The 23,780-nt window shown below is 61.2% G+C and carries 24 protein-coding genes; 11 read left to right on the forward strand and 13 right to left on the reverse strand.

Annotation, left to right across the window (positions count from 1 at the left end):
* Positions 1-58: 58 nt before the first annotated feature.
* Positions 59-586, forward strand: a complete 528-nt coding sequence (locus QSV36_RS01150) for a DUF3617 domain-containing protein (RefSeq protein ID WP_225779815.1) — start codon at positions 59-61, stop codon at positions 584-586.
* Here the strand turns inward: QSV36_RS01150 and folE2 are convergent.
* Positions 570-1,475, reverse strand: a complete 906-nt coding sequence (gene folE2, locus QSV36_RS01155; RefSeq protein WP_289129090.1) for a GTP cyclohydrolase FolE2 — start codon at positions 1,473-1,475, stop codon at positions 570-572. The two genes, QSV36_RS01150 and folE2, sit on opposite strands and share 17 nt — an antisense overlap.
* A 23-nt stretch (positions 1,476-1,498) precedes the next feature.
* Complete coding sequence (locus QSV36_RS01160) at positions 1,499-1,879, reverse strand: glutamine synthetase (protein ID WP_289129091.1); 381 nt, start codon at positions 1,877-1,879, stop codon at positions 1,499-1,501.
* A 113-nt stretch (positions 1,880-1,992) separates the two neighbouring features.
* On the opposite strand from QSV36_RS01160, the gene zigA reads away from it, so the two are divergent.
* Genes zigA through QSV36_RS01175 form a run of 3 tightly spaced genes read left to right on the forward strand, consistent with a single transcriptional unit; the run spans position 1,993 to position 4,833 of the window.
* Positions 1,993-3,201: a zinc metallochaperone GTPase ZigA gene (zigA, locus tag QSV36_RS01165; RefSeq protein WP_289129092.1), complete on the forward strand. Its 1,209-nt coding sequence runs from the start codon at positions 1,993-1,995 to the stop codon at positions 3,199-3,201.
* A complete protein-coding gene (locus QSV36_RS01170; RefSeq protein ID WP_289129093.1) occupies positions 3,198-3,824 on the forward strand; it encodes a DUF1826 domain-containing protein in 627 nt (208 codons plus the stop codon). Before zigA ends, QSV36_RS01170 begins: the two co-directional genes overlap by 4 nt.
* Positions 3,825-3,864: 40 nt before the next feature.
* Positions 3,865-4,833: a CobW family GTP-binding protein gene (locus QSV36_RS01175; RefSeq protein ID WP_289129094.1), complete on the forward strand. Its 969-nt coding sequence runs from the start codon at positions 3,865-3,867 to the stop codon at positions 4,831-4,833.
* On the opposite strand, the gene QSV36_RS01180 is transcribed toward QSV36_RS01175, so the two are convergent.
* Complete coding sequence (locus QSV36_RS01180; RefSeq protein ID WP_289129095.1) at positions 4,834-5,226, reverse strand: DUF3301 domain-containing protein; 393 nt, start codon at positions 5,224-5,226, stop codon at positions 4,834-4,836.
* Between the two features lie 121 nt (positions 5,227-5,347).
* Between QSV36_RS01180 and pdxY the strand changes: the two genes are divergently transcribed.
* Positions 5,348-6,220, forward strand: coding sequence for a pyridoxal kinase PdxY (gene pdxY, locus QSV36_RS01185; protein ID WP_289129096.1), 873 nt, complete (start codon positions 5,348-5,350; stop codon positions 6,218-6,220).
* On the opposite strand, the gene QSV36_RS01190 is transcribed toward pdxY, so the two are convergent.
* On the reverse strand, positions 6,217-6,702 hold the full coding sequence (locus QSV36_RS01190) for an acyl-CoA thioesterase (protein WP_009683536.1): 486 nt from the start codon (positions 6,700-6,702) through the stop codon (positions 6,217-6,219). The genes pdxY and QSV36_RS01190 overlap by 4 nt on opposite strands.
* A 272-nt stretch (positions 6,703-6,974) precedes the next feature.
* Here QSV36_RS01190 and QSV36_RS01195 point away from each other — a divergent pair, with 272 nt between their 5' ends.
* Positions 6,975-8,735, forward strand: coding sequence for a cation:proton antiporter (locus QSV36_RS01195; RefSeq protein ID WP_289129097.1), 1,761 nt, complete (start codon positions 6,975-6,977; stop codon positions 8,733-8,735).
* A 137-nt stretch (positions 8,736-8,872) separates the two neighbouring features.
* On the opposite strand, the gene QSV36_RS01200 is transcribed toward QSV36_RS01195, so the two are convergent.
* The 5 genes from QSV36_RS01200 to zwf all read right to left on the reverse strand — a co-directional run bounded on the left by QSV36_RS01200 (position 8,873) and on the right by zwf (position 14,561).
* Positions 8,873-9,280: an SMI1/KNR4 family protein gene (locus QSV36_RS01200; RefSeq protein ID WP_013974843.1), complete on the reverse strand. Its 408-nt coding sequence runs from the start codon at positions 9,278-9,280 to the stop codon at positions 8,873-8,875.
* Between the two features lie 113 nt (positions 9,281-9,393).
* Positions 9,394-10,257: a Tim44 domain-containing protein gene (locus tag QSV36_RS01205; protein WP_289129098.1), complete on the reverse strand. Its 864-nt coding sequence runs from the start codon at positions 10,255-10,257 to the stop codon at positions 9,394-9,396.
* A gap of 148 nt (positions 10,258-10,405) precedes the next feature.
* The gene (gene uvrD, locus QSV36_RS01210; RefSeq protein ID WP_289129099.1) at positions 10,406-12,592 is read right to left on the reverse strand and encodes a DNA helicase II; all 2,187 of its coding nucleotides are present in this window, start codon (positions 12,590-12,592) and stop codon (positions 10,406-10,408) included.
* A gap of 130 nt (positions 12,593-12,722) precedes the next feature.
* Positions 12,723-13,037 (reverse strand): hypothetical protein, encoded by a 315-nt coding sequence (locus QSV36_RS01215; RefSeq protein ID WP_289129100.1) that lies wholly within the window; start codon positions 13,035-13,037, stop codon positions 12,723-12,725.
* An 81-nt stretch (positions 13,038-13,118) separates the two neighbouring features.
* Entirely contained in the window at positions 13,119-14,561 is a 1,443-nt protein-coding gene (zwf, locus tag QSV36_RS01220; protein WP_289129101.1) for a glucose-6-phosphate dehydrogenase, read from the reverse strand.
* A gap of 103 nt (positions 14,562-14,664) precedes the next feature.
* Here zwf and hexR point away from each other — a divergent pair, with 103 nt between their 5' ends.
* Positions 14,665-15,531, forward strand: coding sequence for a transcriptional regulator HexR (gene hexR, locus QSV36_RS01225; RefSeq protein ID WP_011536461.1), 867 nt, complete (start codon positions 14,665-14,667; stop codon positions 15,529-15,531).
* 148 nt (positions 15,532-15,679) lie between these two features.
* Entirely contained in the window at positions 15,680-15,898 is a 219-nt protein-coding gene (locus QSV36_RS01230; protein ID WP_289129102.1) for a PA3496 family putative envelope integrity protein, read from the forward strand.
* Here the strand turns inward: QSV36_RS01230 and QSV36_RS01235 are convergent.
* Entirely contained in the window at positions 15,840-16,802 is a 963-nt protein-coding gene (locus QSV36_RS01235; protein WP_289129103.1) for a LysR family transcriptional regulator, read from the reverse strand. The two genes, QSV36_RS01230 and QSV36_RS01235, sit on opposite strands and share 59 nt — an antisense overlap.
* Before the next feature lie 189 nt (positions 16,803-16,991).
* Here QSV36_RS01235 and QSV36_RS01240 point away from each other — a divergent pair, with 189 nt between their 5' ends.
* Together QSV36_RS01240 and oadA are read left to right on the forward strand one after the other, a co-directional pair.
* Complete coding sequence (locus QSV36_RS01240) at positions 16,992-18,407, forward strand: acetyl-CoA carboxylase biotin carboxylase subunit (protein ID WP_016712746.1); 1,416 nt, start codon at positions 16,992-16,994, stop codon at positions 18,405-18,407.
* Between the two features lie 11 nt (positions 18,408-18,418).
* Positions 18,419-20,227 carry a sodium-extruding oxaloacetate decarboxylase subunit alpha gene (oadA, locus tag QSV36_RS01245; RefSeq protein WP_289129107.1) on the forward strand — a complete coding sequence of 603 codons (1,809 nt, stop codon included), beginning with the start codon at positions 18,419-18,421 and terminating at the stop codon, positions 20,225-20,227.
* Positions 20,228-20,380: 153 nt separating this feature from the next.
* On the opposite strand, the gene QSV36_RS01250 is transcribed toward oadA, so the two are convergent.
* Genes QSV36_RS01250 through QSV36_RS01260 form a run of 3 tightly spaced genes read right to left on the reverse strand, consistent with a single transcriptional unit; the run spans position 20,381 to position 22,148 of the window.
* On the reverse strand, positions 20,381-21,052 hold the full coding sequence (locus QSV36_RS01250; RefSeq protein WP_289129109.1) for a GNAT family N-acetyltransferase: 672 nt from the start codon (positions 21,050-21,052) through the stop codon (positions 20,381-20,383).
* A 7-nt stretch (positions 21,053-21,059) separates the two neighbouring features.
* The gene (locus QSV36_RS01255; protein ID WP_289129113.1) at positions 21,060-21,506 is read right to left on the reverse strand and encodes a GNAT family N-acetyltransferase; all 447 of its coding nucleotides are present in this window, start codon (positions 21,504-21,506) and stop codon (positions 21,060-21,062) included.
* Between the two features lie 12 nt (positions 21,507-21,518).
* Positions 21,519-22,148 carry an FMN-binding negative transcriptional regulator gene (locus tag QSV36_RS01260; RefSeq protein WP_289129115.1) on the reverse strand — a complete coding sequence of 210 codons (630 nt, stop codon included), beginning with the start codon at positions 22,146-22,148 and terminating at the stop codon, positions 21,519-21,521.
* 90 nt (positions 22,149-22,238) lie between these two features.
* On the opposite strand from QSV36_RS01260, the gene pdxR reads away from it, so the two are divergent.
* Complete coding sequence (gene pdxR, locus QSV36_RS01265; RefSeq protein ID WP_289129117.1) at positions 22,239-23,768, forward strand: MocR-like pyridoxine biosynthesis transcription factor PdxR; 1,530 nt, start codon at positions 22,239-22,241, stop codon at positions 23,766-23,768.
* The last annotated feature ends 12 nt before the right edge of the window (positions 23,769-23,780 follow it).

Genomic DNA, 23,780 nt, shown 5'->3' on the forward strand with positions numbered 1-23,780 from the left:
TTGGCGTCTAAGGCTCAGCCCGGCCCGGTTGGCCGGTTTTTTCCAGGAGCGTTCGTCCATGAAGATTCGTCTGCCACTGTTGGCGTTGGCCCTAGCTATGAGCAGCCCGTTGGTGCATGCGCAAATGCTGCAGCCAGGATTGTGGGAGCTGACCACCAGCAACATGCAGGTCGATGGCAAGCCGTTACCCGACATGGAATTCATGCTCGGCCAGTTGAAGAACTTGCCGCCGGAACAACGCGCGATGATGGAAGGCGTGCTGGCCAAGCAAGGTGTCACTGTCGGCGGTAAGGGGGTGCGTTCTTGCCTGACTCCAGAGCAGGTAGCCACTAACGACATTCCGTTGCAGGACCCTAAGTCAGGTTGCACCCAGAAGATTACCGACCGCACCGGCAACGTGTGGAAGTTCCAGTTCAGTTGCCCGCGAGCACAGGGCACTGGCCAGGCGACGTTCCTCAGCGACCGCGAGTTCACTACCCAGGTGAATGGCACGTTCAACGCTTCGGGTGTGCAGCAGCAAGGCAGTATGAATACCCGTGCCGTGTGGTTGGGGAGTGACTGCGGTTCGGTCAAGCCGCGTAGCTGATATCCCACTGCCACTGGCTGGACGCGACAGCATCGTGGGCATGCAGGCTTTCTGCATGTTCCACGCGTAGTTTGAAGGCTGTGCTCCATTCAACTTGTCGCAACGCCTTATGCAAACGTCGAGCTGCGTCTTCACAGAACATCAGGTTCTGGCCATTGGCCAAGGCGAACGCTTGTTCATCGGCACGCTTGACTGCGGTCTGTACTGCTGTCTCCAGGCTCGCTTCCATGCGATCGATCAGTTCGGTGATTGGCAGCTGCTGCTGACCGCTGCGTAGTCTCACCTGGATATGCGCGTTACTGCGTTGGCTGTGGGGTGTCGCGACGATGCCCTCGGCGCTGCCTAGCCACTGTAACACCGCAGCTTGGTCGACCGGCGTGGAGGGGAAGTCCGCCTGGAACTGATGCTGGATCAGTTGCCGTGCAAGCGCAGCTGAGCAAGGGCAGGTCGAAGAGTAAGGAATGGAAACGGATAGTTCCACGTGGAACATTTCTTTCTCGATCCTTGCATCGACTATCACGGGATAGGTTTTCCACCCGTGCAAAGGGCTGACCAGAGCAGGCCTTTTCAGCAAATGCTCGAAGCGCAGACGCAGATAGGCCGCCGCAGACAGCCCTTCATGGCTGTCCAGAAAACCAGACAGTAGCTGCCGAATGGCGAGCGTTGTAAGTGGCTGGTGTTCCAGGGCTTCCAGGGCCAGGTATAGCCGTGACATGTGGATACCACGGGAGCTGCCGTCCACCAGGCTTACGCCAGCATCAACGGTAGCCGCCGTTTGGCGCCCGTCGAAGTGGACCGGCAAGGCGATCCCGCACATCCCCACCCAGTCCAAAGGTAAGGCGTAGTCATGGGTCTGGGTAGCAATGTCGGGGAGCTTCAGCTGGGTCATCTGGCATTCCAAACAAAAGGGTTTCAACGGCAGCCGGCGATCAAGCTGCAACGCAGGTTGAAGCGTTGCCCACTGGAACTGGAAACGCGGTTAACGGTGGTCCAGCCGATGCGTCGGCTGTAACCCACCCAGGCTTCGCCATCGCTGGCCAGGCCGGTAAAGAAGGTCAACGTGCCGTAGCGGATATTGGTTTGTGCCCAAAGGCGGCGGCTGTCGAAGTCATAACCCCGAAGGTAAAAGACGCTGCCTTCGCTGCGAACGCTATAGAAACTGCCCTTGCCATTCTGACAGGCGAGCAGTGTCGCGCTGCGGGTACAGAGCGCCAACGAGCCGCCCTGTGGCAGGGCGAGCAGCGAGGTGGGCAGCGCAAGCAATAGCAGCACCGAGGCGCGTAGCAGTTTCATTTCCATCCTTTGTCAGCACATGTCGTCGAGAACGGCTTGGCGAAATTGTATTGTTACTTTATAACATTGTGCAATGCATCGTTTCGAATGCGCTTCGCCTGAAGAGGTTTGCCATGTCCAATCGTCTCCCTGTTACCGTGCTGTCCGGCTTCCTTGGCGCCGGCAAGAGCACATTGCTCAACCATGTGCTGCGCAACCGCGACAACCTGCGGGTCGCGGTCATCGTCAATGACATGAGCGAAATCAACATCGACGCCAGCGAGGTACAGCGCAATGTCAGCCTCAACCGTGCTGAAGAAAAGCTGGTGGAGATGAGCAATGGCTGTATCTGCTGCACGTTGCGTGAAGACCTGCTCGAGGAGGTGGCGCGGCTCGCCGGGGAAGGTCGGTTCGATTATCTGCTGATCGAGTCCACTGGAATCTCCGAGCCGCTGCCTGTGGCCGAGACCTTTACCTTTCGCGACGAACAGGGCCGCAGCCTCTCCGACATGGCGCGGCTGGACACCATGGTCACTGTGGTCGATGGCCTGAACTTCATGCGTGATTACCAGGCAGCCGACAGCCTGGCCAGCCGCGGCGAGACCCTGGGTGAAGAGGACGAGCGTTCCATCAGCGACCTGCTGATCGAACAGGTGGAGTTCGCCGATGTGTTGTTGTTGAGCAAGATCGACCTGATCAGCCAGCATCAGCGCGAAGAGCTGATGGCCATTCTACGTAGCCTTAACGCGCGAGCGCAGATCATCCCCATGGTAATGGGCCAGGTCCCGCTGGCGCGTATCCTGGATACCGGCTTGTTCGACTTCGAGCAGGCCGCCCAGGCACCCGGTTGGTTGCAGGAACTGCGAGGCGAACATGTACCCGAAACCGAAGAGTACGGTATCGCAGCCACTACCTGGCAGGCCCGGCGGCCGTTTCACCCACAGCGCTTTTTCGATTTTATCCACACGCCCTGGAGCAATGGCCGGCTGCTACGTTCAAAAGGCTTTTTCTGGTTGGCCAGCAAGTTTCAGGAGGCGGGAAGTTGGTCGCAAGCGGGCGGGATGATGCGTCATGGGCTGGCGGGCCGCTGGTGGCGCTTCGTTCCGCGCGAACAGTGGCCGCAGGATGTGGATAACACCGCTGCGATTCTGCAAAACTGGACAGCCGAGAGTGGTGACTGCCGCCAGGAGCTGGTGTTCATCGGGCAGAATATCGATTTCGCGGAATTATCCACAGCCCTCGATGCGTGCCTGTTGACCGATGAAGAAATGGCCTTGGGACCCATGGGCTGGTTACGCCTGCCCGACCCGTTCGGTCCATGGCAGGAGGAGGCCGCAGCATGATCCCCGAACGCACACCTGTGGATATCTTTCAGGTAAGCGGCGATACACCTCAGGTGCTGACTGACGTGCTGCAGGACGGCGTCAACCTGGCGGTGTGGCGCCGGCGCTTGCCGGCACAGCTGGAGGACTTTGCCGCGCTGGCCATCAGCCTTGGCCAGCCATTGGCGGACCAGCGCGTTATCGACGTGGACGAGCAGCGCATGCCGGTATTGACCGAGCTGTTGCGGGAAACGGCAGATTTGCACGGCTATGAAGCGTTCGTTGCCGATGTGAATTGGCTGCTGGCGGCCTACACCTGCCTGGTGGGTGCACGGCGGGTCGGCTTGCGCTTGCGGGTATTGGCGGGGCCCATGTGCCCACGCTTCCATGTGGATAACGTGCCGCTGCGCTTGCTTACCAGCTACGCTGGCCCGGGCACCGAATGGTTGCCCGTGCAGGCCAGTGCGTGCGTCGATTTGCGCACAGCGCAGCCGCCTGTGGATAACATTCAGCGTTTGCACGCAGGCGATGTGGCAGTGCTCAAGGGCGAGAAGTGGCATGGCAACGAAGGCGCTGGCCTGGTGCACCGTTCGCCTCCGGAGCGGCAGGGGCGACTGTTGCTCAGCCTTGACTGGCTGGCCTGACGGCGCATAGTGAGGCATTGCCATCGCCCGAAGCCACGCCATGCTGCAGAATATTCCCACCCATGTGATTGCCGGCCCGCTCGGTGCCGGCAAGACCACCCTGATCCGCCATCTGTTGGCCCAACGTCCGCGCAATGAGCGCTGGGCAGTGCTGATCAACGAGTTCGGCCTGGTCGGGCTTGATGCGGCCTTGCTCAGCCGTGACGAGGACGGGATCGCCATCGGCGAGGTCGCGGGTGGCTGCCTGTGCTGCGTCAACGGCATGCCGTTCCAGGTGGGCCTGGGCCGGCTGCTGCGCAAGTCCCGGCCTGATCGGTTGTTCATAGAGCCATCCGGGTTGGGCCATCCGTTGCAGCTGCTTGCTCAGTTGCAACAGGCACCTTGGGCTGGGGTGCTGGCGGTACAGCCGTTGCTGATGGTCGTGGATGCGCAGTCGATGGTTCGTGACGAGCGGCTGGCGGAGGCTCAACAGCAGGCGCTCGATGCAGCGGAAGGTGTTGTCTTGAACAAGGCTGAGTCGCTGGATGATGCTTGCAAGGCATCGATAACGGACAGGTTTCCCGCCAAGAAAGTGTTCTGGACGATCGACGGGCAGTTGCCCGTGTCGGACCTTCCCACTATACCCACCAGTACCGCTGCTAATTCCCTTGTGGATAACCTGGTTCCTGACAACAGGCTGATGCCCCCGGCGCTCTGGGCAGACCCTGGCCAACCGATCTGTCTCGCCCAGCAAGGCGAGGGTGGCTGGAGCATCGGCTGGCGCTGGCATCCCGACCAACAGTTTTATCCACAACGCCTGCAGGCGTTCCTGCGGGCCTGGCCATGGCGGCGTGCGAAAGGAGTTATCCACACAGTGGAAGGCTGGCAATCGTTCAATGGCCTGGACGGCGACATGCCCATCTGGCAGCCCAGCGACTGGCGCCGGGATACCCGCATCGAGCTGATTTTCGACCAGCCACAGCCGCAACCGGCGTTACAAGCCGGTTTGAGCGAATGTCGCGTCAGCTGATCAGTTGCGCCAACGGTTGTGCTCCTGGCGCCATTGCTGCATCTCGATGACGTTGTCGGCGCGTGGCGGGGTCTTGATTTCGAACGGGTAGGGCGCCAGTTCGATCTGCACGCTGTGTGCGCCGAACTGGGTTATGGTACCGGGATGGCGTTGCTCGCCGGTAACCGTGAATTCGAAGGCATAGACACGCGCCAGGCGCTTGCGGCCGTTGGCATCCCGTACAAAGGCGATGCGCTTGAGCGCGACGGCATCGTCGAGCAACTCGAGGTCGAGCTTGGCGCAGTGCTGTTTGACCCGCTCCAGGGCTTTTTCACGCAAACCGTGGTTGTGCCACAGCCAGGCGCCTGCCGTGGCTACCAGCATCAGGATGAAGAGGTTTTCCAGGGTCAACATTTACATCTGCTCCAAACAGGTCAATCCAGCTTAACTGCGTCCCTGGCCTGTCGTACAGGTGGCAATCGAGTCCATACTGCGTTGCGCACAATTCCTTGAAACGGCTTTGGAAATCTCCCGCATGAAACGTACCCCGCACCTGCTCGCCATCCAGTCCCACGTGGTGTTCGGCCACGCCGGCAACAGCGCGGCGGTGTTTCCCATGCAACGTATCGGGGTCAATGTCTGGCCGCTCAATACCGTGCAGTTCTCCAATCACACACAGTATGGCCAGTGGGCAGGTGAAGTGCTTGCTCCGGCGCAAATTCCTGCGTTGGTGGAAGGCATTTCCAACATTGGCGAGCTGGGCCACTGCGATGCGGTGCTGTCAGGTTATCTGGGCAGTGCCGAGCAAGGCCGGGCGATTCTGGCTGGTGTCGCGCGGATCAAGGCGGTGAACCCAAAGGCCCTGTACTTGTGCGACCCGGTCATGGGGCACCCGGAAAAGGGCTGTATCGTGCCGGCGGAAGTCAGCGAGTTCCTGCTCGACGAGGCGGCCGCCGCAGCTGACATACTGTGCCCCAACCAGCTGGAACTGGACAGTTTCTGCGGGCGCCGTGCGCAGTCGCTGGAGGATTGTGTACGCATGGCACGCAGCCTGCTGCAGCGCGGGCCGCAGGTGGTGCTGGTCAAGCACCTGGCCTACCCCGGGCGTGCCGAAGACCAGTTCGAAATGCTGCTGGTGACTGCCGAGCACAGCTGGCACCTGCGCCGCCCGCTGCTGGCGTTCCCGCGGCAGCCGGTGGGTGTCGGGGACCTGACATCAGGCCTGTTCCTCGCCCGTGTACTGCTCGGTGACAGTTGGGTACAGGCGTTCGAATATACCGCTGCGGCCGTGCACGAAGTGCTGCTGGAAACCCAGGCCTGCGCCAGCTATGAATTGCAGCTGGTGCGGGCCCAGGACCGCATCGCGCACCCACGGGTGCGCTTCGAGGCACAGCCGCTGGTGCTTTAAATGGCGTCGGTTTTCAGGTCCTGGTAGCGCTTTTCCAGCTCCTGGCGGATCTGCCGGCGCTGCTGGCCCTGCAGGAAACGGCGCTTTTCCTCGCTGCTCTGCGGCTGGCGCGGGGGTACCGGCACCGGGCGTCGGTTGTCGTCGACCGCGACCATGGTAAAGAAACAGCTGTTGGAATGGCGCACCGAGCGTTCGCGGATATTCTCGGTGACCACCTTGATGCCCACCTCCATCGAGGTGTTGCCGGTGTAGTTGACCGACGCCAGGAAGGTCACCAGTTCCCCCACGTGTACCGGCTCGCGGAAGATCACCTGGTCGACCGAGAGGGTCACCACATAGCTGCCGGCATAGCGGCTCGCGCACGCATAGGCCACTTCGTCGAGGTACTTGAGCAGGGTGCCGCCATGTACGTTGCCAGAAAAGTTGGCCATGTCCGGGGTCATCAGGACGGTCATGCTCAGCTGGGCGTTTCCAGGTTCCATAGTGTGCTCACGGTGAGGTTGCGCTGAATCGGGCGAATGGGGTCGTTGGGGATGGTTATCTGAAGACACTTCTGTTTCCCCCTGTTTGAATTGACCTTCCTGATACGGGACGTTGGCCGACGTTCCATCGTCACGCTGATCATGCCACTGACGGCGCCTTTCCTGCCGATCTGTTTCTGCATATTGCACCGCCTTTTTGCGGCAGGGTGCGATGTTAACCTGACGAAGCCCATGCAACATGGGCAACAAAGGACGAAAAGGAGGATCGCGCCATGCATGCCATCAGCTTCATCCAGGACCTGGCTGTAATCATGCTGGTCGCTGGCATGGTCACCATTCTCTTTCATCGATTCAGGCAACCCGTCGTGCTGGGCTATATCGTCGCCGGCTTCATCATCGGCCCGCACACGCCGCCGTTCGGCCTGATTCACGATGAAGACACCATCAAGACCCTGGCTGAACTGGGTGTGATCTTCCTGATGTTCTGCCTGGGGCTGGAATTCAGCCTGCGCAAGCTGTTCAAGGTTGGTGCCACGGCCTTCATCGCGGCGTTTCTGGAAATCGTGCTGATGATCTGGATCGGTTTCGAGATTGGCCGCTGGTTTGGCTGGACCACCATGGACTCGCTGTTCCTCGGCGCCATTCTGGCGATCTCCTCGACCACCATCATCGTCAAGGCGCTGAACGACCTGAAGATGAAGAACGAGCGCTTTGCCCAGCTTATCTTCGGTGTACTGATCGTCGAGGATATTCTCGGCATCGGCATCATTGCCCTGCTGTCGGGTATCGCCGTCAGCGGCACGGTCAGTTCGGGCGAGGTTTTCTCCACCGTTGGCAAGCTGTCGCTGTTCATGATCGTCGCGCTGGTCATCGGCATTTTGTTGGTGCCGCGGCTGCTGGCCTATGTGGCCAGGTTCGAGAGCAACGAGATGTTGCTTATTACCGTGCTAGGCTTGTGTTTCGGCTTCTGTCTGCTGGTGGTGAAGCTCGAATACAGCATGGTGCTGGGCGCCTTCCTGATTGGCGCGATCATGGCTGAGTCGCGCCAATTGCTGAAGATAGAGCGCTTGATCGAACCGGTGCGGGACCTGTTCAGCGCCATCTTTTTCGTCGCCATCGGCCTGATGATCGACCCCCAGGTGCTCGTAGACTACGCATGGCCGATCGTGGTGATTACCCTGGCGGTGGTCCTGGGCAAGATGCTGTCATGTGGCATGGGCGCGTTCATCGCCGGAAATGACGGGCGCACGTCATTGCGGGTTGGCATGGGGCTTTCGCAGATTGGCGAATTCTCCTTCATCATCGCCGCACTCGGCATGACACTGCAGGTGACCAGCGACTTCCTGTACCCGGTGGCTGTGGCTGTCTCGGCAATTACCACGCTGATGACACCGTACCTGATCCGAGCGGCCGACCCGCTTTCGCACAAGCTTGGCAAGGCAGTGCCCAGCCGCCTGGCGCGGGTGCTGTCGTTGTACGGCGAATGGTTGCGCAGCATCCAGCCCCAGGGTGAGGGTGCCATGCTGGCGGCAATGATCCGGCGCATCCTGTTGCAGGTGGCGGTCAACCTGGCGCTGGTGATCGCGATATTTTTCAGTGGTGGCTATTTCGCTGGGCCTATCGGTGACTGGCTCAGTGAATGGGTCAGCGATGCCAGCCAGCAGAAGGCGTTGATCTGGGGGGCAGCCTTGTTGCTGTCGCTGCCGTTCCTGATTGCTGCCTATCGCAAGCTCAAAGCGCTATCGATGGTGCTGGCGGAAATGAGTGTGAAACCAGAGATGGCCGGGCGGCATACCCAGCGCGTGCGCCGTGTGGTGGCCGAGGTGATTCCGCTGCTGTCGCTGCTGGTGATCTTCCTGCTGTTGTCAGCGCTGTCGGCAAGCATCCTGCCGACCAGCGAACTGCTGCTGGTGATCGCCGTAGTGGCGGCGTCAGTGGTGGCGTTGCTGTGGCGATGGTTTATCCGCGTACACACGCGGATGCAGATTGCCTTGCTGGAGACGCTGGAGAATAGCCACGAGAACTCGCATTGAACCGGCAACGCTCTCTGCGCCAGATTTCACCGTCGTCCGAGGGGATGGAGCGGTAGCGATGTCGCCAGGCGCAGAAAGCCTGGCGATGGTAACTGCATTAATGGCACTGAGCCACTGATTTACCGAAGCGCTGGTGATCAGCTCTCCAGCCAGACATCTCGCGCCCAGTGCCACACCGACTCCCAACTGTCCTCGCCGACAATTTCCTCTTCTGCGTCCCACAGCACCACGGTGCCGTCTTCTTCGACGCAGTAGTAATTATCGCCGTCCTGGCACAGCGGGATGAGGTCGCGTGGTACGCCGGCATCCCAGGCATTGGCGGCAACGTCGGGCAGGTAGGTATGCGACTGTGGGTCGGTGACGGTCACTGGCTCCAACGAACCGTACACCACATCGCTGACGGTCAGCAGAAATTCCTTGAACACGAACGGAATGTTGATGAACAGCTCTTCTTCGATTTCGACCAGCAGGTCCTCGTCGGGAAGCTCAAGCGGCACCGGCACTGGCTCATTGGCTTCACGGAGTTGTTCGATCACTTCTTCCACGGTTCACTTCCTCTGACCTAGATGACAACGCTGCGCGTTATACCCTAGTAGCCCAGTCTGGCAAAAGCAAAAACCCCGGGGAAGCCCCGGGGTTTTGGTACAGCGTGCAGCAGTTAGCCGTTTTGACGGATACCGGCCACCAGCCAAGGCTGGTTCTCGCCCTGGGCGCGGACCATGTGCCAGCTTTCGCTGAACACTTCGCCCTGGTCGAAGCGCGAGGTCTTCGACACGCCACGGAAGGTCAAGGTAGCGTCGGTGCGGTCGGCACGGTCGTCGACACCGTCCAGTTGCACATCGAGGTTGTCGATGTAGGTGGACTGGAAGCCGTCACCCAGGTCAGCCCGCTCACGCTTGAGGAATTCGAGCATCTGCGGGGTAACGAACTCGGCGATCTTGTCCATTTCGTTGGCATCCCAGTGTTGCTGCAGCGCCTGGAAGTGGTTGCGGGCGGCGGCCAGGAAGCTTTGCTCGTTGAACCACGCCGGGGCGTTGATCACTGGCGCTGCTGCGGCTGCAGGTGCGGCCGAACCACCGAAGATCGAAGGCTGGGCAGGTTGGGCGTGAGCCTCACGCTGCATCGGTGCGTGGCCCGGCATGGCCATTTGCGGCTGCTGTTGGCGGCGGCGCGCGGCGATGAAGCGGAATACCAGGAAGGCGATGAGCGCCACGATCAGGAAGTCCATGATCTGGAAGCCTTCGAAACCGTCACCCATGAACATGGAGGCCAGCAGACCACCGGCGGCGAGGCCGGCCAGTGGGCCCAGCCAGCGCGAAGCACCGCTGGCGGCCGGTGCGGCGCGGCCAGGTGCGGTCGGCGCGGCAGCAGGCGCAGTTGGCGTGGTTGGCGTGGCTTGACGGGTCTGGTGGATAGGCGCGGAGCCCGAGCTCTTGCCGCCGCCGAAACGCTTGGCGTTGGCATCCAGGCTCAGCGTCAGGCCGACGCAGAGCGCCAGAGCGATGCTAAGAAAACGTTGCATAAATGGGATATCCCCTGTTGTGGATTGCACGCGCGTCATGGTGCACAGGTTCCCAGGCACATGACCAGCGACATAATGTTTCTAGCTTTTGCCTGGCTATTACCAAGCTGGCAGGGCTGGCCGCTCCTACGACGGGGCGGCGCAGGTTTCAGATGGCTTCGAGCTTGGCATAGCCCAGCATCAGCCACTTGCTGCCTTCGGCGAAATTCACCTGCACCCGTGCCTGCGCGCCGGAGCCCTCGAAATTGAGGATCACGCCTTCGCCAAACACCGCATGCTGCACGCGTTGGCCCAGGTTGAATGCGGTCTGCGGGATGCTGGCATTGGCAAACAGGTTGCTGTTGGTGGTGGCCTTGGCCCCGCCGAACGGGCGGCTGACACTGTTGGACAAGCGCACTTCCTGAACCAGCCCCGTCGGGATTTCACGTACGAAACGTGACACCTTGTTGTAGGTTTCGCTGCCATACAGACGGCGCGTTTCGGCATAGGTCATGACCAGCTGGCGCATGGCACGGGTGATGCCGACGTAGGCCAGGCGGCGTTCCTCTTCCAGACGACCGGGCTCTTCCAGGCTCATCTTGTGCGGGAACAGGCCTTCTTCCATGCCCACCAGGAATACATAGGGGAACTCCAGGCCCTTGGCGCTGTGCAAGGTCATCAGCTGGATGCTGTCTTCATGCTCGTCGGCCTGGGCATCGCCTGCCTCGAGCGAAGCGTGGCCGAGGAATGCAGACAATGGCGAGAGCTCGGCATCTTCTTCGGTGGACTCGAAGTTGCGCGCCGCGCTGACCAGTTCTTCAAGGTTTTCTACCCGTGCCTGGCCCTTTTCACCTTTTTCTTCCTGGTGGTAGGTGATCAGCCCGGACTGCTCGATGGTGGTCTGGGTCATGGTATGCAGCGGCATGTCCACAACTTTGGCAGCCAACCCCTCGATCAGCTCGATGAACGCACCCAGGGCACTGGCGGCCCGGCCTTTCAGCGCCTTCGCTGCCAGCAGCTGGCACATGGCCTCCCACATCGACAGCTGGCTGTGGCGGGCATGCTCGCGGATGGCTTCGACGGTTTTCTCGCCAATCCCGCGTGGCGGTACGTTGATCACCCGTTCGAGGGCGGCATCGTTGCCACGGCCTTCGATCAGGCGCAGGTAGGCCATGGCGTTCTTGATCTCGGCGCGTTCGAAGAAGCGTTGGCCACCGTAGATACGGTAGGGGATACGCTCGCGCAGCAGGGCTTCTTCCAACACCCGCGACTGGGCGTTGGAGCGGTACAGAATGGCGATTTCGTTGCGCGCATTGCCCTGCTTGACCAGGCTCTCGATGGTTTCCACCACGTAACGCGCCTCGTCGTGCTCGTTGTAGGCCGCATACAGGGTCAGCGGTTCGCCTTCGCCCATGTCGGTCCACAGCTCCTTGCCCAGGCGCCCGCTGTTGTTGGCGATCAGCGCGTTGGCGGCCTTGAGGATGCCACCTGTGGAGCGGTAGTTCTGCTCCAGGCGGATCATTTCGGCATCAGGGAAGTCGGCAGTGTATTGATGGATGTTTTCGATCTTGGCCCCGCGCCAGCCGTAGATCGACTGGTCGTCATCGCCGACCGCCATCAGGCTGTCACCGCCGCGCGCCAACAGGCGCAGCCAGGCATACTGCACGGCGTTGGTGTCCTGGAACTCGTCCACCAGCACGTGGCGGAAACGCCGCTGGTAATGTTCCAGCAGGCCAGGATGGTCACGCCACAGGTCCAGGGCGCGCAGCAGCAGCTCGGAGAAGTCGATGACCCCGGCGCGTTCGCAGGCCTGTTCGTAGGCGCTGTAGACGTCACGCATGGTCGACAGGAACAGGTCGCCGCCGGCCTGGATATGCTGTGGTCGCAGGCCCTCGTCCTTCTGCCCGTTGATGAACCACTGGGCCTGGCGTGCCGGCCATTTCTGTTCGTCCAGGCCCAGCTCGCGCATCACCCGCTTGATCAGGCGCTGCTGGTCGTCGCTGTCGAGGATCTGGAAATTCTGTACCAGCCGCGCTTCCTGCCAGTGGGCCCGCAACAGGCGGTGGGCCAGGCCGTGGAAGGTGCCGACCCACATGCCTGCCGGGTTGATCCCCAGCAGTTGCTCGATCCGCTGGCGCATTTCCGCCGCAGCCTTGTTGGTGAAGGTCACCGACAGGATCGAGTGCGGCGATGCCTGCTCCACCTGGATCAGCCAGGCGATGCGGTGCACCAGCACGCGGGTTTTACCGGAACCGGCGCCGGCAAGCACCAGTTGACGCCCGAGCGTGGCCGCTACGGCCTGGCGTTGGGCATCGTTGAGGGAGTTCAGCAGGAGGGAGAGGTCGTCTGTGTGCATCGGGCCATTCTAGGGCGCGGCAGGGGAACGGGCAAACCTCTACTGTATAAATATTCACCTTGCCAGCGGCCGTTCATCGACCTGATGGCAGGCGCCAGGCCACCACTCGGGCGGCCCGGTCAACCATGGATCAGTCGATCATCTCTACGGTGCGTATTTCGCAGCGTTGCTGCGAACCGGCGTGAATGATCTCCAGCATTTTCCAGTGGGTGCCACCCGCACGTTCGAACGTCACGGTTTTTTCCGTCAGCACTTGCGGGGCAATCGCGCCGCTGTCCAGCAGCTGGAGCTCCAGCACCTCCCAGCCACCCCGGTGGCGTATCTTGGGTTCGACCAGCACCGGTTCGATAGCTGGGGAAGCGACCGTAACGGTGCAATTGACCTTGAAGGTCTGCTCGCCGTTGGCGATGTCATTGATTGCAACGAGATTGGCGATGGTAGCCATTAATTTGCTCCTGTCTTGGGTTGAAAGTTGCGTCAGCGTCACTGTCGTTCCTTTCACCCAGCACAGGAGCCGGGCAATGCTTCAGCTATGCCAATGTCTGCCATGCCTGGCGAGCAGGCTGTTGGCCTGCTCTGGCCCGTTAGTGCCTGCCGGGTACGGTCGCGGTGCCTGGAAGTGTTCCTCGCAACCCTTGATGATCGGGTCGATCCACGCCCAGGCCGCTTCCACTTCATCACGGCGCATGAACAGCGTCGAGTCGCCTTCCAGTACATCCAGCAGCAGGCGCTCGTAAGCCTCCCAGCGGCGGGTCTGGCTGAACACCTGGGCCAGGTTCAGGTCCAGGTCCACCGGCTCCAGGCGCATGCCCTTGCCCGGGCTCTTGGTCATCATGCGCAAGCTGATGCGTTCGTCAGGTTGCAACTGGATCAGCAACTGGTTGACCTGGCCACCCATGAACAGCTCGTGTGGCACCGGCTTGAACTGGATCACGATCTGCGACGAGCGTCGTGACATGCGTTTGCCGGTGCGCAGGTAGAAGGGCACACCCGCCCAGCGCCAATTGTCGATGTGCGCCTCGATGGCGACGAAGGTTTCGGTGTCGCTGTCGTTGTCGACATCCTTTTCGAAGTAATAGGCCGGCACTTCCTGGCCGCCGATGCGCCCGGCGCCATATTGGCCGCGTACGGTCTTGTCCTGCACGTCCTGGCCGGTGATGGGCTTGAGGGCACGAAGGATCTTTACCTTTTCATCACGCACTGCTTCAGCCTCGAACTGCGCGGGTGGCTCCATGGCCACCAGGCACAGCAACTGCAGCAGGTGATTCTGCAGCATGTCGCGGATCGCTCCGGCGCGGTCATAGTACGCACCGCGGTTCTCCACCCCCAAGGTCTCGCAAACACTGATCTGCACGTGGTCGACCTGGCTATTGCGCCACACGGGTTCCAGCAGTGCATTGGCAAAACGCAAGGCCATCAGGTTCTGCACGGTTTCCTTGCCCAGGTAATGGTCGATGCGAAATACCTGGTTCTCCTCCAGCACGGCGCCAATCGCCTCGTTGATGGCGGTAGCCGATTGCAGCGAGTGGCCGATGGGCTTTTCCAGCACGATGCGCGCTTCGGCGTCGGCCAGGCCTGCGTTGCGCAGGTGATTGGCGATAGGCACGAACAGGTTGGGGGCGGTGGCCAGGTAGTAGATCCGCGTCAAGCCGCCGGGCTCGCCGAGGTAGCGCGCCAAGCGGCCGAAATCGGCGCTTTGCGAGGCATCCATGGGGAAATAGTCGACCCGCGCGGAAAATCGTCGCCAGACATCTTCATCGAAGTCGTTGCGGGCGATCTGCGCTCGGCAATGACGCTCGACGAGCTTGAGATATTCGTTACGTGGCAAGTTGCGTCGTGCCAGCGCGATGATCCGCACGGCATTGTTCAAACGGGCCTCGCGAAACAGGTGGTAGAGCGCCGGAAGCAATTTGTGCAGGGCCAGATCGCCAGTGCCGCCGAAAACCAGAATGTCGCAAGGAATAGTCAAACCACCACTCTCCACGTTCGTTTAACTGGGCGGGTTGGCGTCCATGTAGTATAACTACAAGAAAGCTACAACCCGGCCAGCCGATCATAACCGAGTCCAGCCTGTGAATCTGTTGCAACATATCGCCCAATCGCGCCACCTGCTGCGCAAATCGGAACTCAAGGTAGCCGACCACGTGCTACTCGACCCGGCTGCGGTCATGCACAGTTCCATGGCCGACCTGGCGCACAGCGTAGGGATCAGCGAACCGACCATCGTGCGCTTCTGCCGCGCCATCGGCTGCTCGGGTTTCCAGGACCTGAAGCTGAAACTGGCACAGAGCCTGGCTGCCGGGGCCAGTTTCGGTCAGTTCGCCATCCATGAAGACGACTCGGTAGCCGACTACAGCCTGAAGATCTTCGACACCACCTTGCATACCTTGATGGAAGTGCGTGAGCACCTCGATCCCCAGGCGCTGCAGCAGGCGGTAACCGCAATGGCACAGGCGCAGCGTGTGGAATTCTATGGCTTTGGCGCCTCCGGTGCGGTGGCGGCGGATGCCCAGCACAAGTTCTTCCGGTTACTGCTCAGCGCGGCAGCCTACTCCGACCCGCACATGCAGGCGATGTCGGCGGTGACCCTCAAGCCGGGCGATGTGGCGGTGTGCATTTCCCAGTCGGGCCGCTCCAAGGATCTGCTGATTACCGCCAATCTGGTGCGTGAGAGCGGCGCCAACCTGATCACCCTGTGCCCCAGCCAGACGCCACTGGCCGAGCTGTCAACGGTCAACCTGGCGATCGACGTGCATGAAGACACCGAAATCTACACGCCGCTGACCTCGCGTATCGCCCACCTTGTGGTGATCGACGTGTTGGCCATGGGCGTGGCCATGGCGCGCGGGCCGAGCCTGGTCAACCACCTCAAGAGCGTGAAGCGCAGCTTGCGCAGCCTGCGTTTGTCGCCCAAGTCGATCAAGGCTACCGACGACTGAATGCTTCCTGCACCGGCCTCTTCGCGGGCAAGCCGTCATGAGTCTGGTGCAGGTTGTGCAAATTCACCATTTTGTCACCGTTCCAACGCTAAACCGTAAACCACCAAGGCCAGTCTGAAGTCCTCGCATCCTATCTGGGAGACAGGCAATGGCTCGTGATTACGACGGTACTTACCAACCCAGCGCCAAGGCTCGCAAGCAGCAGGAAAAGGATCAGCGCCGCATGGAATACCGCCGCGCGATCGAAAGCTATTGCGACCAACGTCAATTGCTGCGCGACCTCGTGGACTACCCCGAGTTGCAGGACCTCACGGTGTGGCAGGCGTCTGCGGCAACTTCCCCGAAAAGCGTTCAACCAGGCCGCTGATCAGCGCACGTTCGCCGCGGATGAACGCCAGGAAGGCCAAGGCAACCGGTGATTGCCGTTTGGCTTTTGACTGCACCACGCACCAGCTGCGGTACAGCGGCAGCTCCTCCACCGGAAGCTCCTTCAGCACACCGGTAGCCAGTTCAAGGTTGACGGCATGCCGGGTGAGCAGGGCAATACCCAGGCCGGCGATCACGCATTCACGCTGGGCGTCGGCCGAGGCCACTTCCAGGGTCTGGGTAAAGTGCACGCGCTTGTCCTTGAAGTATTCCTCGCAAGCCTTGCGTGTGCCTGAACCTTGTTCGCGAACCAGTAGGGTATGAGGCTCCAGGTCCTGCAGGCGCAACTGCTCCAGTTTGCACAACGGGTGTTCGGGCGGGGCCACCGCGATGATCGGGTTGTTGAGGAATGGCAGAAACTCCAGGCCCATGTCCTGCGGCACCATGGACATTATGATCAGGTCGTCGCGGTTGTCCGAAAGGCGGCGGATGGCCTGGGCGCGGTTGACCACGGTCAGGGTCAGGTTGACCTCCGGGTGGCGCTGCTTGAAGGCGGCGAACAGGTGTGGCACGAAGTACTTGGCGCTGGACTCGATCGCCAGTTTCAGTTGCCCCTGGAGTGAGCCCTGCATATCCGACAGCTGCATGTCCAGGCTCTCCAGACGGCCGAAGATATCGCGGCTGGCGCGTTGCAGGGCTTCGGCCGCTTCGGTCAGGTAGAGCTTCTTGCCGACATACTCAAACAGCGGCTGACCGATCAGCTCTTCCAGCTGGCGGATCTGTAGACTAACGGCGGGTTGTGTCAGCGCCATCTCTTCTGCAGCACGGCTGTACGAGCGTAAATCACACACCTCGTTGAAGATCTGCAGTTGACGCAACGTCATACGCATCAATGACTTACGCATTTTAACCCGCCCTTCGGCAACACCTTGTTACCGCACTATAAGCTTTTACTAATACAGCCTCTAACAAATATTGATTTTTGTTTATCAACCTACAGCGCTAGGGTGGATGTGCGACTGGCCAGCGACGCCTGGTCACGCGCCGACCGGTAGAACCGGCTCGACTGTTCCTACGGCTTTGGGAAGACTCCAGTGATAAAAAAAATCCTGATCGCCAACCGAGGTGAAATCGCAGTTCGGATCGTGCGCGCCTGCGCCGAGATGGGCATTCGCTCGGTGGCGATCTATTCCGACGCCGACCGGCATGCGTTGCACGTCAAGCGCGCCGACGAAGCCCACAGCATTGGTGCCGAGCCGCTGGCTGGCTACCTGAACCCGCGCAAGCTGGTCAACCTGGCTGTGGAAACCGGCTGTGATGCCTTGCACCCGGGCTATGGTTTCCTGTCGGAAAACGCTGAGCTGGCAGAGATCTGCGCCGAACGCGGGATCAAGTTCATTGGCCCGGCCGCCGACGTCATTCGCCGCATGGGCGACAAGACCGAAGCTCGCCGTACCATGATCGCCGCTGGCGTGCCGGTGACGCCGGGCACCGAAGGTAACGTTGCCGACATTCACGAAGCCTTGAGCGAAGGTGACCGCATCGGTTACCCGGTCATGCTCAAGGCCACCTCTGGCGGTGGTGGGCGTGGTATCCGCCGTTGCAACAGCCGCGAAGAACTGGAACAGAACTTCCCCCGCGTCATCTCCGAGGCCACCAAGGCCTTTGGCTCGGCCGAAGTATTCCTGGAAAAGTGCATCGTCAACCCCAAGCACATCGAGGCGCAGATCCTCGGTGACAGCTTCGGCAACGTGGTGCACCTGTTCGAGCGCGACTGCTCGATCCAGCGCCGTAACCAGAAGCTCATCGAAATCGCCCCAAGCCCGCAGCTCACCCCCGAGCAGCGTGCCTACATCGGTGATCTCGCGGTACGTGCCGCCAAGGCGGTGAACTACGAGAACGCCGGTACCGTGGAGTTCCTGCTCGCCGATGGCGAGGTGTACTTCATGGAAATGAACACCCGGGTGCAGGTGGAACACACCATCACCGAGGAAATCACCGGTATCGATATCGTCCGTGAGCAGATCCGCATCGCCTCGGGCCTGCCGCTGTCGGTGAAGCAGGAAGACATCCAGCACCGCGGCTACGCGCTGCAGTTCCGGATCAACGCCGAAGACCCGAAAAACAACTTCCTGCCCAGCTTCGGCAAGATCACCCGTTACTACGCCCCCGGTGGCCCGGGCGTGCGTACCGACACGGCGATCTATACCGGCTACACCATTCCACCGTTCTACGATTCCATGTGCCTGAAGCTGGTGGTCTGGGCATTGACCTGGGAAGAAGCCATGGACCGCGGCCTGCGGGCCCTGGACGACATGCGCGTGCAAGGGGTGAAGACCACCGCAGCGTACTATCAGGAAATCCTGCGCAATCCCGAATTCCGTAGCGGCCAGTTCAATACCAGCTTCGTCGAAAGCCACCCCGAACTGACCAACTACTCGATCAAGCGCAAACCCGAAGAGCTGGCCCTGGCCATCGCCGCCGCCATCGCCGCCCACGCAGGCCTGTGAGGAACCCCATAATGTCCAAGAAAATTCACGTAACCGACACGATCCTGCGCGACGCCCACCAGTCCCTGCTGGCCACCCGCATGCGTACCGAAGACATGCTGCCGATCTGCGACAAGCTCGACAAGGTTGGCTACTGGTCGCTGGAAGTCTGGGGTGGCGCCACCTTTGACGCCTGCGTGCGCTTCCTCAAGGAGGACCCGTGGGAGCGCCTGCGCAAGCTGCGTGCAGCGCTGCCCAACACGCGCCTGCAAATGCTGCTGCGCGGGCAGAACCTGCTGGGCTACCGCCACTACAGCGACGATGTGGTCAAGGCTTTCGTGGCCAAGGCCGCGGTCAACGGCATTGACGTGTTCCGCATCTTCGACGCCATGAACGACGTGCGTAACCTGCGCGTGGCCATCGAAGCGGTCAAGGCTGCCGGCAAGCACGCCCAGGGCACCATCGCTTACACCACCAGCCCGGTGCACACCATCGAAGCCTTCGTCAACCAGGCCAAGCAGATGGAAGCCATGGGTTGCGACTCGGTGGCGATCAAGGACATGGCCGGCCTGCTGACCCCCTACGCCACCGGTGAACTGGTCAAGGCGCTGAAGGCTGAACAGTCGTTGCCGGTGTTCATCCACTCCCACGACACCGCTGGCCTGGCCGCGATGTGCCAACTGAAAGCCGTGGAAAACGGCGCAGACCACATCGACACCGCCATCTCCAGCTTCGCCTGGGGCACCAGCCACCCGGGCACCGAGTCGATGGTTGCCGCGCTCAAGGGCAGCGAGTTCGACACCGGCCTGGACCTGGAACTGCTGCAGGAAATCGGCCTGTACTTCTACGCCGTGCGCAAGAAGTACCACCAGTTCGAGAGCGAGTTCACCGCCGTGGATACCCGCGTGCAGGTCAACCAGGTGCCGGGTGGCATGATTTCCAACCTGGCCAACCAGCTCAAGGAGCAAGGCGCGCTCAACCGCATGAACGAAGTGCTGGCAGAGATCCCGCGGGTGCGTGAAGACCTCGGCTTCCCGCCGCTGGTGACCCCGACCTCGCAGATCGTCGGCACCCAGGCGTTCTTCAACGTGCTGGCTGGCGAGCGTTACAAAACCATCACCAACGAGGTGAAGCTGTACCTGCAAGGCGGCTATGGCAAGGCCCCGGGTGTGGTCAACGAACAACTGCGGCGCCAGGCGATCGGCAGCGAAGAGGTGATCGACGTACGCCCGGCCGACCTGCTGAAGCCGGAAATGGCCAAGCTGCGTGCCGACATCGGTGCCCTGGCGCGTTGTGAAGAAGATGTGCTGACTTACGCCATGTTCCCGGACATTGGCCGCAAGTTCCTCGAGGAACGCGAAGCCGGCACCTTGACCCCTGAAGTGCTGCTGCCAATTCCTGAGGCGGGCGCAGTAGCGTCCCATAGTGGCGAAGGCGTGCCGACCGAGTTCGTCATCGACGTGCACGGCGAAACCTACCGTGTCGACATCACTGGCGTTGGGGTGAAGGCCGAAGGCAAGCGTCACTTCTACCTGTCGATCGACGGCATGCCGGAAGAGGTGGTGTTCGAGCCGCTCAACGAATTCGTCGGCAGCGGCAGCAGCAAGCGCAAGCAGGCCAGCGCTCCAGGCCACGTCAGCACCACCATGCCGGGCAACATCGTGGATGTGCTGGTCAAGGAAGGCGACATGGTCAAGGTCGGCCAGGCCGTGCTGATCACCGAAGCCATGAAGATGGAAACTGAAGTGCAGGCGGCTATCGCGGGCAAGGTCGTGGCCATTCACGTGGCCAAGGGCGACCGCGTGACGCCGGGCGAGATCCTGATCGAGATCGAAGGCTGAGATAAGCCTTCGTCTACAAGTGGTTAACCTCGGGGGAGCGGATGCTCCCCTTTTTTTAAATTGTAGGCCCCGGACAAATCACCGGCCTCAGGGCGGGTGATGCCCTTGGGCGCCAATTCACCCGCGCAGAAGCCGGCTGCTACAGCACGCCCCTCAGCCTTTGCGACAGGCCTCCAGCGTTTTTACCTGGCCTGTCGGCGGTTGGTTTTCCTCGCTCAACCAGCGTTCGAATCCGGCAGCCAGCGCCGGCCACTCATCATCGGTAACCGAGTACCAGGCGGTATCGCGGTTATGGTCCTTGACCACCAAGTGCTTGCGGAACACCCCTTCGTAGACAAAACCAAACCGCTCCGCCGCGCGTTTGGAGCGGGCGTTGGCGTTATTGCACTTCCATTCCAGCCGGCGGTTGCCCAGTTCAAAGGCCAGTTTGCCAAGCAAGTACACCGCCTCGGTGCTCTTGGGCGTGCGTTGCATGGCGGCACCGAAGGCGACGTGGCCGATTTCGATGCGGCCGTGCTCGGGCACCATCGACATCAGGCTGAGGATGCCCTGGGCCTGGCCGTTGGTGCGGTCGATCACGGTATAGAACAGCGGATCGCGGCCGGCAGCGTTACCTTCCAGCCAGCGGTCGAAGGCAGCACGATCGGCGAACGGGCCGTAGGGCAGGTAGTCCCATAGGGCAGGGTCGGCAGCCGGACCTTGCAGCATCTGCCAGAGGTCGTTGCCATGGCGCGCCGGGTCGAGCTTTTGCAGACGGACAAAGCGGCCTTCGATGGGCTCGGCCCGCGGCGTAGCGGCGGGCTTCCAGTTCAATGCGTCGGTCATGTTCGGCTTACAACTCTTTACGGAATTGGATAAAGCCCGAGCGCTCGGCAACCTGCTGGTACAGGCTGATGGCGGTGGCGTTGGTTTCGTGGGTCACCCAGTACACCTTGCTGCATTTTTCAGCCTCGGCTGCAGCATAGACGTGCTCGATCAATTGGCGGCCGATGCCCAGGCCACGCTGCGTGCTGTCCACGTACAGGTCCTGCAGGTAGCAGGCATTGCCGATACTCCAGTTGGTCCGGTGGTAAATGAAGTTGACCATGCCAACCGCCTTGCCATCGACCCAGGCCAGGGTTGAATGGGTCGGCTCGTTGGCGGCGAGCAAGCGCTGCCAGGTGTTCATGCTCACCTCATCGGTCAGTTCGGATTGGTAGAAATGCAGATAGGCGTGCCACAGGGCAAGCCAGGCAGCGTGGTCTTGAGCAGTGACGGGGCGCAGGGTAACGCTGGACATGAGGCTGTTCCTTCAGAGTGGGCGCATGTGCGCTGCGAGTTGGTTATCCAGATAGTCCGGGCTGGCGCCCAGGCCTTCACGCACCCCGGCAATGTCTTGCGCCGAGCGGTTCTGGCTGAGCTTGCGCGCGCCTTGCAGGCGAGCGATGGGCAGACGGATGCCGACAATGGCACGGAGCATGCCATCGATATAGTCGGCCGGAGCGTCAGCGACCTTCCATGGTTGGTTGCGGCCTTGTTCGTGGCGTTCGGTTAGGCGGCTGACGATAGCCAGCAGCGCTGGGCCATCGTGCAGCACTTCGGCCGTGCCATAGGCATGCACGGCCAGGTAGTTCCAGGTGGGTACCACCTTGGGGTTCTCGGCCTTGCTTGGGTAATAGCCGGGGCTGACATAGGCATCGGCGCCGGGAAACACCAGCAGGGCCTCGGCACCTTGTGCCAGGTCCTGCCATTGGTGGTTGGCCCGGGCCAAATGGGCATAGACCGTGCCGAACTCGCCTTCACTGGTATCGATCAACACCGGCAGGTGGCTAGCCAGCATGCCTTGCTCGCCATGGCTGACCAGTATGGCCAGGCGGGTGTCATGCATATGCTGATGCAGGCGACCAAGGTCGTGTTCCTGGTGGGGTTTGCTGTTGTACATGCCCGGTTTCCTTGTGCAATGAGGCCATCCTAGGCAGGCTATTGGTTCTATGTAAGAGCCATTGTTAGTTGTTCTGATAGGTCCAATGCCATGAGCGAGCGCCCCTTAGTGTTGCCCTTCGACCCTGCTGGCATCGTACTGGATCGCCGCCGCGGGCTCAGCCAGCAGCTGTACCAGGCGCTGCGTGCGCGGGTACTGGACGGGCGCCTGAGCAGCGGCACGCGGCTGCCGGCTACCCGCGATCTGGCTGCCATGCTGGCGCTGTCACGCAACAGCGTGGTGCGGGCGTACGACCAGCTGTATGCCGAGGGCTTCATCGAAAGCCGGGTAGGTGATGGCACCTATGTCAGCCACCTGCCGAAACTATCCACACAAATATCCACAGGGTTATCCCGTGGCTTATCAACAGGTTTATCCACAAATTCTGAACAAGGCACTGGAAATTTATCCAGCCAGCCACGCATCAGCGAGCCTTTGCGGCGCCTGGAAAACAACCACTTGCTACCGCCAAGAAGTGGTGCGCCGCGAGCGTTTCGGCTTGGTATTCCGGCGTTCGATTTGTTCCCGTTCGACGTGTGGGCCAAGCTGCAGGCGGGTTTCTGGCGCAACCCGGCGCCTGCGCAGCTCGGTTATGGCGACCCGGCAGGCGAGCCGCAACTGCGCGAGTTGGTCGCTGCCTACCTGCGTAGCTCGCGTGGGTTGAGTTGCACAGCTGCACAAATTGTGATCACCAGTGGTGCGCAGCAGGCCATCAGCCTTTGTGCACAGCTGCTGTTGCAGCCAGGAGACGGTGTGGCTGTGGAAAACCCGGGTTACCGGGCGGCGGGGAATGCCTTTGCGTTAGCCGGTGGCAGATTGCATGGCGTGCCGGTGGACGAGGACGGTTTGGACTGTCGCTGGCTGCGGCAACTGACCGATTGCCGGCTCGCCTACGTCACGCCAGCCCACCAGTACCCGACCGGGGTGACCATGAGCCTGGCGCGGCGCCTGGAACTGCTGGCCTGGGCCGAGCGAAGCGGTGGCTGGATCATCGAAGACGACTATGACGGCGAATATCGCTACAGCGGCGCGCCCCTGGCTCCGCTGGCGTCGCTCGACCGGAACGGGCGGGTGCTGTATGTCGGTACATTCGGCAAGATCGCCTTCCCGGCATTGCGCCTTGGCTACCTAGTGTTGCCGCCGTCGCTGGCGCAGGCGTTCAGCCAGGGCAGGGCGCTGGCGATGCGGCATTCGGAAGTTAGCAGCCAGTGCGTGATGGCTGAATTCATGGCACGGGGGCACTTCCAGCGGCATATCCGGCGCATGCGCAAGGCGGCCTTGAGCCGACGCAACGTGCTCAAGGCTGGTTGGCCTGTGGATATACCGGGGTTGGGCAGCATGCCGGAAGTGGCGGCCGGGCTGCACTTGAAGTTGGATGTGGATAACTTTGCGCGCGAGCAGGAATTGGTGGCAAAGGCTGAAGCGGAGGGGGTAGAAGTGACTCCGCTGAGCAATTTTTGGTTGGCGGACAGCGACGTGCCTGTGGATAAACGTGCTGGACTGGTGCTGGGATTTGCAGCAGTGCCGGAGGAGAAAATTGCCGAGGCACTGATGCGCTTGCGCAAGGCTTGGCGAAAATGAAAGGGGCTGCGT

The organism is Pseudomonas sp. BCRC 81390, from assembly GCF_030341915.1.
Lineage (GTDB): Bacteria > Pseudomonadota > Gammaproteobacteria > Pseudomonadales > Pseudomonadaceae > Aquipseudomonas.

What these genes read in the sequence shown, in the direction of transcription:
- QSV36_RS01150 (WP_225779815.1), top strand. Translation starts at nt 59, where the DNA reads ATGAAGATTCGTCTGCCACTGTTGGCGTTGGCCCTAGCTATGAGCAGC.
- folE2 (WP_289129090.1), bottom strand. Translation starts at nt 1,475, where the DNA reads ATGACCCAGCTGAAGCTCCCCGACATTGCTACCCAGACCCATGACTAC.
- QSV36_RS01160 (WP_289129091.1), bottom strand. Translation starts at nt 1,879, where the DNA reads ATGAAACTGCTACGCGCCTCGGTGCTGCTATTGCTTGCGCTGCCCACC.
- zigA (WP_289129092.1), top strand. Translation starts at nt 1,993, where the DNA reads ATGTCCAATCGTCTCCCTGTTACCGTGCTGTCCGGCTTCCTTGGCGCC.
- QSV36_RS01170 (WP_289129093.1), top strand. Translation starts at nt 3,198, where the DNA reads ATGATCCCCGAACGCACACCTGTGGATATCTTTCAGGTAAGCGGCGAT.
- QSV36_RS01175 (WP_289129094.1), top strand. Translation starts at nt 3,865, where the DNA reads ATGCTGCAGAATATTCCCACCCATGTGATTGCCGGCCCGCTCGGTGCC.
- QSV36_RS01180 (WP_289129095.1), bottom strand. Translation starts at nt 5,226, where the DNA reads ATGTTGACCCTGGAAAACCTCTTCATCCTGATGCTGGTAGCCACGGCA.
- pdxY (WP_289129096.1), top strand. Translation starts at nt 5,348, where the DNA reads ATGAAACGTACCCCGCACCTGCTCGCCATCCAGTCCCACGTGGTGTTC.
- QSV36_RS01190 (WP_009683536.1), bottom strand. Translation starts at nt 6,702, where the DNA reads ATGGAACCTGGAAACGCCCAGCTGAGCATGACCGTCCTGATGACCCCG.
- QSV36_RS01195 (WP_289129097.1), top strand. Translation starts at nt 6,975, where the DNA reads ATGCATGCCATCAGCTTCATCCAGGACCTGGCTGTAATCATGCTGGTC.
- QSV36_RS01205 (WP_289129098.1), bottom strand. Translation starts at nt 10,257, where the DNA reads ATGCAACGTTTTCTTAGCATCGCTCTGGCGCTCTGCGTCGGCCTGACG.
- uvrD (WP_289129099.1), bottom strand. Translation starts at nt 12,592, where the DNA reads ATGCACACAGACGACCTCTCCCTCCTGCTGAACTCCCTCAACGATGCC.
- QSV36_RS01215 (WP_289129100.1), bottom strand. Translation starts at nt 13,037, where the DNA reads ATGGCTACCATCGCCAATCTCGTTGCAATCAATGACATCGCCAACGGC.
- QSV36_RS01230 (WP_289129102.1), top strand. Translation starts at nt 15,680, where the DNA reads ATGGCTCGTGATTACGACGGTACTTACCAACCCAGCGCCAAGGCTCGC.
- QSV36_RS01235 (WP_289129103.1), bottom strand. Translation starts at nt 16,802, where the DNA reads ATGCGTAAGTCATTGATGCGTATGACGTTGCGTCAACTGCAGATCTTC.
- oadA (WP_289129107.1), top strand. Translation starts at nt 18,419, where the DNA reads ATGTCCAAGAAAATTCACGTAACCGACACGATCCTGCGCGACGCCCAC.
- QSV36_RS01250 (WP_289129109.1), bottom strand. Translation starts at nt 21,052, where the DNA reads ATGACCGACGCATTGAACTGGAAGCCCGCCGCTACGCCGCGGGCCGAG.
- QSV36_RS01255 (WP_289129113.1), bottom strand. Translation starts at nt 21,506, where the DNA reads ATGTCCAGCGTTACCCTGCGCCCCGTCACTGCTCAAGACCACGCTGCC.
- QSV36_RS01260 (WP_289129115.1), bottom strand. Translation starts at nt 22,148, where the DNA reads ATGTACAACAGCAAACCCCACCAGGAACACGACCTTGGTCGCCTGCAT.
- pdxR (WP_289129117.1), top strand. Translation starts at nt 22,239, where the DNA reads ATGAGCGAGCGCCCCTTAGTGTTGCCCTTCGACCCTGCTGGCATCGTA.